We start from the raw sequence: 6,770 nt of genomic DNA on the forward strand, positions 1-6,770 counted from the left end.
CCCGCGGCCTCAGTGCTGACACTGAATTGCCCACCGAACCGGCCCGATCGGGCGGGGCCGGGCGCCGCGGCGCCCATACTGAGCCGGTGGTCGCATTGTTCGGCCGGGAGGCCGCGCTCGCCCTGCTCGACGGGGCCCGGCGCGAGGCGTCGGCCGGGTCCGGCCGGCTCGTGCTGATCACCGGGGAGGCCGGGATCGGCAAGAGCACACTCGCCCAGGAGGCCGTCCGGCCGGCCCAGGAGACGGGCACCCCGGTCGCCCGTGGCTTCGCGGTCGACGATCCCGGCGCGCCGGCCCTGTGGCCGTGGCGGAGGGTGGGCCGGGACGTCCCCGAGATCGCGGCCGCGCTCGACACCATCACGCCGGACGAACCCGACGACGCGGCCCGGTTCCGGCTGGGCGAAGCCGTGTCCACCGCCGTCGCCCGCGCCGCCGCGGACAACGGGCTCCTGCTGATCATCGAGGACGCCCACTGGGCCGACGGTGTCAGCCTCTCGGTGCTCAAGAGTGTTGCTCTGGATGTGGTGTCGACGCGGGCCCTGATCGTCGTCACCGCCCGGGACCTGCCCGGAACCTCCTACGCGAGCGTCCATTCCGACCTGGTCCGGATGGCCGGCACGGTGCCCGTCCCGCTGTCCGGCCTGCCCGTCGAGTCCGTGACGCACTGGCTGCGGGCGGCCGCGGTGGCCGACGGCTGGCTGCCCCACGTCGCCGACGTCGTCGCCCGCACCGGCGGGAACCCGTTCTACATCCGGACGGTGACCGCGCAGCCGCCGCCCGGACCGGGTTCGGTCGCGCTGGACCGGTCGCTGGCCGACCGGTCCGGGGTGCGCGACCTGCTGGTCTCGCCGCTGGCGAGCCTGCCGACGGAGGCCCGCCGCACCGTGGAGACGGCGGCCCTGGTGGGCGAGCGGCTCTCACCGGCCCTGCTCGCCGCCGCCCGGGGCCGCCCGGTAGAACGGATCAGCGAGCATCTGGCCGCGGCCGTGCGGGCCGGGATCCTGACCTTCGGCAGCACCGGGCTGGCCTTCCGGCACGCCATCGTCCGGGACGCGATCGCCGCCCAGGTGCCGGACGAGCGGCGGGCGGCCACCCATGCGGGCATCGCCCGGGCGCTGGACGAGACCGGCGAACCGTCGTTGGTCGGGGCCGCGGCCGGCCATTGGGACCGGGCCGGCGGCCCCGACGCGGCCGCCACCTGCCGCGACCGCGCCGGACGGGCGGCGGCCATCGCGGCCCGCGAACTGGCCCACGACCGCGCGGTCGAGCTCGCACGGATGCAGATGCGGCACAGCGCATCCCTCGGCGAGAGCGCACCGGTGCGGGCGGCGGAGACGGTCCAGCTGGCCCGGGACGAATGGGCGGCCGGGCTGCTGCCGGCCGCGCTCGACTCCTGCCGCCGGGCGGCGGAGCTGGCCGAGGCCGGGGACCGGCCCGATCTGCTGGCCGAGGCCGCGCTGGTCCCGCAGGGGGTCGGTTCGGTCGACGTCTCCCGCTTCGCGGTGGGCCTGGTCCACCGGGCCCTCGACCGGCTGCCCCCGGGCGACTCCGCGCTCCGGGCGCGGCTGCTCGGCCAGCTGGCGGTCGCCGCCGCGGACGAGGCGGCCGACTCGTCGGCCGGCCCGCTCTCGGCGCAGGCCCTGGCCATGGCGCGCCGGATCGCCGATCCGCGGGCCGAGCTGGAGACGATCGCCGCCCGCCACTTCGCGCTGTGCTACCCGCAGGCCGTCGCCGAGCGGGCCGGCCTGGCCCGCCGGGCGCTGGAGCTGGCCGATGCCGCCCCGATGGGTCGGCTCTGGGGGCTGCTCTGGTCGGCCGACATCGCGCTCCAGCGAGGTGATCTGGACCAGTGGGACACCCTGACCCAGGACATCGAGGCGCTGGCCGGGCGAACCGGTTCGCCGGTGGCCCGCTGGCACGTGCGCCGGATGCGGGCCGTCCGGCTCGCCCAGTCCGGCGAGTTCGCGGCGGCGATCGACCAGGCCGTCGAGGGCCGGCGGATCGCCGAACGGGTCGGCGACCTGTCCATGATCGGCATGTACTACGCGTTCCGGGTGCAGCTGGCGCTGGTGCGGGGACTGCCGGAGGACCTGCCGCTCGAGGCGATGGCCATGCTGGACCGTGCGCCGGCGATGCCGCTGATCACCACCAGCCGCGCCCAGATCGCCCTGCTGACGGGCCGGCGGCAGGTCGCCGAGGCCTTGGTGGCCGGGCTGGCCGACCTGCCGGACCGGATGCCGCTGGGCCCCCGCTGGATGGGGTCGATCGGCACCCTGGGTGAGCTGTCGGTCGATCTGGGCCAGGCCGAGCTTGCCGCCCGCTGCTACCGCGTGCTGGCCCCGCAGGCCGGCTGGTTCTGGGGGGACGGCGGCGGGACACCCTTCGCCGGCGGCAGTGTCGAGCTGCCCATGGGCCGGCTGGCGCGGGCCGCCGGCCGTCCCGAGGCGGCCCTGGCCCACTTCCGCCGCGCCGTCGAGGCCGACACCCGCATCGGCGCCCGGCCGTTCACCGCCCTGGCCCGGCTGCGGGCGGCGGAGTGCCTGGCCGATCTGGGGTCGGCCCCGGCGGAGGCGGCCGGCCTGGCCACCGCGGCCCGCGCCGAGTTCGATGCCCTTGGCATGCCCGGACCGGCCGCCGCGGCGGCCCGGGTGCTCGACCGGTTGCCCCCCGTCACGGCCGAGAATCCGCTCACGGCAAGGGAGGCCGAGATCGCCGTCCTGGAGGCCGACGGGCTGAGCAACAAGGACATCGCCGGCCGGCTGTTCCTGTCGGTCCGGACCGTCGAGTCGCACGTGCGCAGCGCGCTGGGCAAGTTGCAGCTGACCACCCGCACCGAACTGGCCATCTGGGTGCACCGGCGGCAACGGCCCTGAGCCGGCCGGTGCGCCGTGACGGACGGCCTCGTCCGGTCCGTTCGACGGGCTGCCGATCGCTCACGTCGGCCGGTCGTCGGCCAGCAGCACGGCCCGCAGACCCGGGGGGTGGGCGGCGAAGAAGGCCTCGTCGGCCGCCTCGACGACGACCACCGCCCGCTCGGCCAGGGCCACCCCGGCGGGGGTGGGCACCACCACCCGGACGCGGGTGTCCGTCGCCGACGGCTCCCGCCCGACCAGCCCGTCCGCCTCGAGCCGGCGGAGCACGGCACTGGCGGTCTTGGTGTCGACCCCGGAGGCGGACGCGATGTCGACCTGACCGGTGGGCCGGTCGTGCCCGTGCAGCCACCACGTGCAGGTCAACAGGACGAACTGGGTGTGGGTCAGGCCGAGCGGGGCGAGCGCCTCGGTGACCGACCGCTCCCACGCCCGGGTCAGCCGCCACAGCTGAAATCCCGGGCTCTGCGCCGGACCGCCGGCGTACCGGCTGGTCATGGTCGCCCGTCGGCGGCGGCGAACAGCGCCTGCAGCTGCTCGGGGAAGTCCGCACTGATCTGCGGTCCCAGTTCCGGCCCGACGCCGTCGGCGCCGGGTCCGTCGATCCGCAGCCGATGGGTGACCACCGTCCCGGCCCCGTCGGGGCGGAAGTCGTGGCTGAAGGTCAGCGTGATGCCCTCGATCTCGGTGACGTCGGCGTACCGGCGACCGCGGTCGAACTCGGTGACGGTCGAGATCATCCGATCCTGGCCCGCCGGGGTCACCGCGATCCGGGTGCCGACCGCGAGCTCGCCGTCCGGCTCGAACACGTCACCGCCGGGCAGCGTCAGCCGGCCGGCGTGCACGTCGACGAAGGTCCGCCAGATCTGCTCGACCGGCAGGGGCGAGCGGCCGATGTGCTCGGTGGTCCACATCGTCGCAATCTCCTTGTCTGCGGACGGACTATCTGTCCAAGGATGATCTGTTTACAGATGATCTGTCAAGCCGCGCATAGACGTCGCCGGAACGCCCGAGCGGCCGGTACCGCTCGAGCAGGCGCACCAGCGCGGCCGCGTCGAGCCAGCCCGGCGCGGCCCAGCGCATGGTCTCGATCGGCGAGTAGTTGAAGCGGTAGTCGCCCAGGGCGGCGACGAGATCCAGCACCGTCAGCGCATCGTCGTGGGCCGGCGGGAGGTACTCGAACGACAGCGCCCGGACCGGCCGGGACAGCCCGCCCAGCACCTGGGCCTCGAACCCCTCGACGTCGACCTTCAGGAAGGCCGGTTCGCCGTGCGTCGCGATCAGCTCGTCCAGGGTGACCACCGGCACCTCGATCGAGGAGTCCCAGCGCACTCCGGCGAACCGCCGGTCCCGCGTGACGTCGTCGATCCACCCGGGCGCCATCGACGACACCGTCGGGGTCGCCGAGGAGACGGCCAGCCGCGCCCGGCCGGGCCGGGCCCCGACCGCCGCCGGCACGATCCGCACCGCCGGGTTGCGGCCGTAGACCAGCCGCAGCACGCGCAGGCAGTCCGGTTGGGGCTCGACGGCGAGCACCCGGGCGCCGATCCGCCGCCAGGCGCGGACCCGGCTGCCGACGTGCGCCCCGATGTCGAAGCCCAGGTCACCGCGGGCGAGAAACTGCCGGTAGAACGCGGCCATCCGGGCGTGCCGCCCGGGAATGCCGTGGTACATCGCCATCGACCGGGCGATCCCCCAGACCCGGGCCGGGCCGCTCACGGCGCCGTCACCGGGCCGTCACCCGCGCCGTCACCAGGTGCCGAACCGGGCCGAGAGGGCGTAGCGCACCACCACGACGTCGCCGAGCTGCCGCACCTGCACCAGCCGGGCCCGGCGCTCCGGGTGGAAGGGGAAACGCCCGTCGTCGACGAACCGCCGCGCCCGGTGGTCGCCGACGAAGAACGGCGCCACCGCCAGGGTGAGCTCATCGGCGAGATCACCGGTGAGGAACTGGGTGTGGACGGTCCCGCCGCCCTCCACCATCAGCCGCCGGATCCCCCGCCCGTAGAGGTCCCGGACCATCCAGGCCACGTCGACCGGCTCCCCGCCGTCGACCACGGTGGCCAGCTCCCCCAGCCGGTCCCGGGCGACGTCGACCGCGGAGCTGGCGCAGTAGACCAGGCGTTGCCCGTCGCCGTCGGTGAAGAACCGCGCGCCGGGATCGAGGTCGGCGCCGCCGGTCACGGTGACCTTGGTCGGCGAGGGCGGTTGGCCGCGGGCGACCCGGGCCGCCCGGCGCTCCGGCGTCCGGACCAGCAGCCGCGGATCGTCCTTGCGCCCCGTGGCCGCGCCCACCAGGATCGCGTCGCACCCGGCGCGCACCTCGTCCACCCGATCGAAGTCGGCGTCGTTGGACAGCAACAGCCGGCGCCGGGTGGGACCGGCCAGGTAGCCGTCGAGCGACATGCAACAGGACAGCAGGGTGTAGGGCCGCGGGTCGGCACACCCGTCCACGGGGGCCGGGCCGCGCGGATCCGGACGCTCAGCCAACGGGATGCACCGCCCCGGCCGGACGCCGCCCGACCGCCCGCCGCACCGGCCCGGCCAGCAGGACGACGAGCCCGGGCAGCGTCGCGATGAGGGACAGCACACCGAAGGCCGTGGCCGCCGCGACGCCCTGCTCCGCGCCCCAGCCGGCGGCCGCGAACAGCCCGGCCGCGACACCCTCGCGCGGGCCCCACCCCCCGACGTTCAGCGGCACCAGCATCGCGGCCAGCACGACCATGGCCACCGGCCACAGCTCGGCGGCGGGGGCGGTGCCACCGGTGATCCGGACGGCCAGGACGAACGTCAGCGCGTGGCCCAGCACCACGACGATCGAGGCGGCGAGCACCTGCGGCCAGGCGCCCCGGGCCAGCAGCGCGACCCGCAGGTCGGCCCCGACCACCGCGAGGGCGGCCGGCGCCGTCGCGACCCGGCCGCGGGTCGCGGCGCCCGCCGGCCTCACCCGGGGCCTCCCGGACGGGCCGGTCCGACGGGTCCGGCGGGTCCGGCCCGTCCGACGGAGCAGCAGGGCGAGCGCCACCAGCCCCACGGCCAGGACGGCGACCACGCCGGCCACCACCACCCCTGACGCCATCCCGGCCGCTGTCCCGGCCGCTGCCCCGCCCTCGGGGCCCGGCGACGGGACCACCCCGCCACCCGGGACGACCGCCCCGCCGGCCGCCGGATGCCGGCCGGCCCACGGCAGCGGGAGCAGGATCAGCAACCCGGCGGTGATGGCCAGGTGCACCACCGGCCCGGCCGCCCGCTCCCAGGCCACCGACCGCATGCCGCGGCCCGGCGCGGCCGACGCGCGCCCGTGCCGGATCGCCCGGTGCACGTCGCCGAGCACCCCGCCCGGCAGCGTCGCGTTGAGCAGCTGCGAGCCGTAATAGGCGGCCACCGCCGACCGCAGCGGCAGGCCGACACCGAGCCGTCCGGCGATCACCCGCCACCGCCAGGCGCTGCACACCGTGGTCACCGCGCCGATGGCCAGGGCGGCCCCGGCGGCCCGACCGTCGATCGCCGACACCCCGGCCAGGAACGGGCCGGCGCCCAGCCGCCAGACCACGATCCCGAGCACCATCAGCCCGGCCGCCACCCGCACCCGCGGCCACCACCGGCCGGCCGCGGCGCGCACCGCCCGGTGCCGCTCCGACCGGCTCCGGACCCCCCGGCGGTCGCCCGCCCGGGTCCGGAGCGCCGGGGTCCGGACCGCCCCGGGCGCCCGGTCCGGCGGCGGGGCCGTCATCGCCCGCCCACCCATCGCCCACCCACCCGGTGACCGGCGACCGGCGTCCCGCCGGCCACGACGCAGGCTCCGGCTCCGGCTCCGGCGCCGGCCGCCGGACCGGGATCGCCCGGGACGAGGGCGTGGTCGACCAGCTCGGCGGTGACCGACCAGCCGGTCAGGTTGCG

Annotated in this window: 6 protein-coding genes; 1 reads left to right on the top strand and 5 read right to left on the bottom strand. The window is 76.8% G+C overall.

Going from position 1 to position 6,770, the window contains the following annotated elements; genetic code table 11:
* Positions 1-86 precede the first annotated feature (86 nt).
* The gene (locus ACOJUF_RS01990; protein ID WP_420120187.1) at positions 87-2,873 is read left to right on the top strand and encodes an ATP-binding protein; all 2,787 of its coding nucleotides are present in this window, start codon (positions 87-89) and stop codon (positions 2,871-2,873) included.
* Between the two features lie 60 nt (positions 2,874-2,933).
* Here ACOJUF_RS01990 and ACOJUF_RS01995 read toward each other — a convergent pair whose 3' ends face one another.
* The 5 genes from ACOJUF_RS01995 to ACOJUF_RS02015 all read right to left on the bottom strand — a co-directional run bounded on the left by ACOJUF_RS01995 (position 2,934) and on the right by ACOJUF_RS02015 (position 6,603).
* Positions 2,934-3,368 carry a MarR family winged helix-turn-helix transcriptional regulator gene (locus ACOJUF_RS01995; RefSeq protein ID WP_420120188.1) on the bottom strand — a complete coding sequence of 145 codons (435 nt, stop codon included), beginning with the start codon at positions 3,366-3,368 and terminating at the stop codon, positions 2,934-2,936.
* Entirely contained in the window at positions 3,365-3,784 is a 420-nt protein-coding gene (locus ACOJUF_RS02000) for an SRPBCC family protein (protein WP_420120189.1), read from the bottom strand. The genes ACOJUF_RS01995 and ACOJUF_RS02000 overlap by 4 nt, the downstream gene beginning before the upstream one ends.
* Before the next feature lie 28 nt (positions 3,785-3,812).
* Positions 3,813-4,550 carry an FkbM family methyltransferase gene (locus ACOJUF_RS02005; protein ID WP_420120192.1) on the bottom strand — a complete coding sequence of 246 codons (738 nt, stop codon included), beginning with the start codon at positions 4,548-4,550 and terminating at the stop codon, positions 3,813-3,815.
* A gap of 69 nt (positions 4,551-4,619) precedes the next feature.
* Positions 4,620-5,324: a RibD family protein gene (locus ACOJUF_RS02010; RefSeq protein ID WP_420120193.1), complete on the bottom strand. Its 705-nt coding sequence runs from the start codon at positions 5,322-5,324 to the stop codon at positions 4,620-4,622.
* 28 nt (positions 5,325-5,352) lie between these two features.
* Positions 5,353-6,603, bottom strand: coding sequence for a lysylphosphatidylglycerol synthase transmembrane domain-containing protein (locus ACOJUF_RS02015; protein WP_420120190.1), 1,251 nt, complete (start codon positions 6,601-6,603; stop codon positions 5,353-5,355).
* Positions 6,604-6,770 lie beyond the last annotated feature (167 nt).

Origin of the sequence: Nakamurella sp. (assembly GCF_048594475.1) — a bacterium.
Classification (GTDB): domain Bacteria; phylum Actinomycetota; class Actinomycetes; order Mycobacteriales; family Nakamurellaceae; genus Nakamurella.

What these genes read in the sequence shown, in the direction of transcription:
- ACOJUF_RS01995 (WP_420120188.1), bottom strand. Translation starts at nt 3,368, where the DNA reads ATGACCAGCCGGTACGCCGGCGGTCCGGCGCAGAGCCCGGGATTTCAG.
- ACOJUF_RS02000 (WP_420120189.1), bottom strand. Translation starts at nt 3,784, where the DNA reads ATGTGGACCACCGAGCACATCGGCCGCTCGCCCCTGCCGGTCGAGCAG.
- ACOJUF_RS02005 (WP_420120192.1), bottom strand. Translation starts at nt 4,550, where the DNA reads ATGGCGATGTACCACGGCATTCCCGGGCGGCACGCCCGGATGGCCGCG.
- ACOJUF_RS02015 (WP_420120190.1), bottom strand. Translation starts at nt 6,603, where the DNA reads ATGACGGCCCCGCCGCCGGACCGGGCGCCCGGGGCGGTCCGGACCCCG.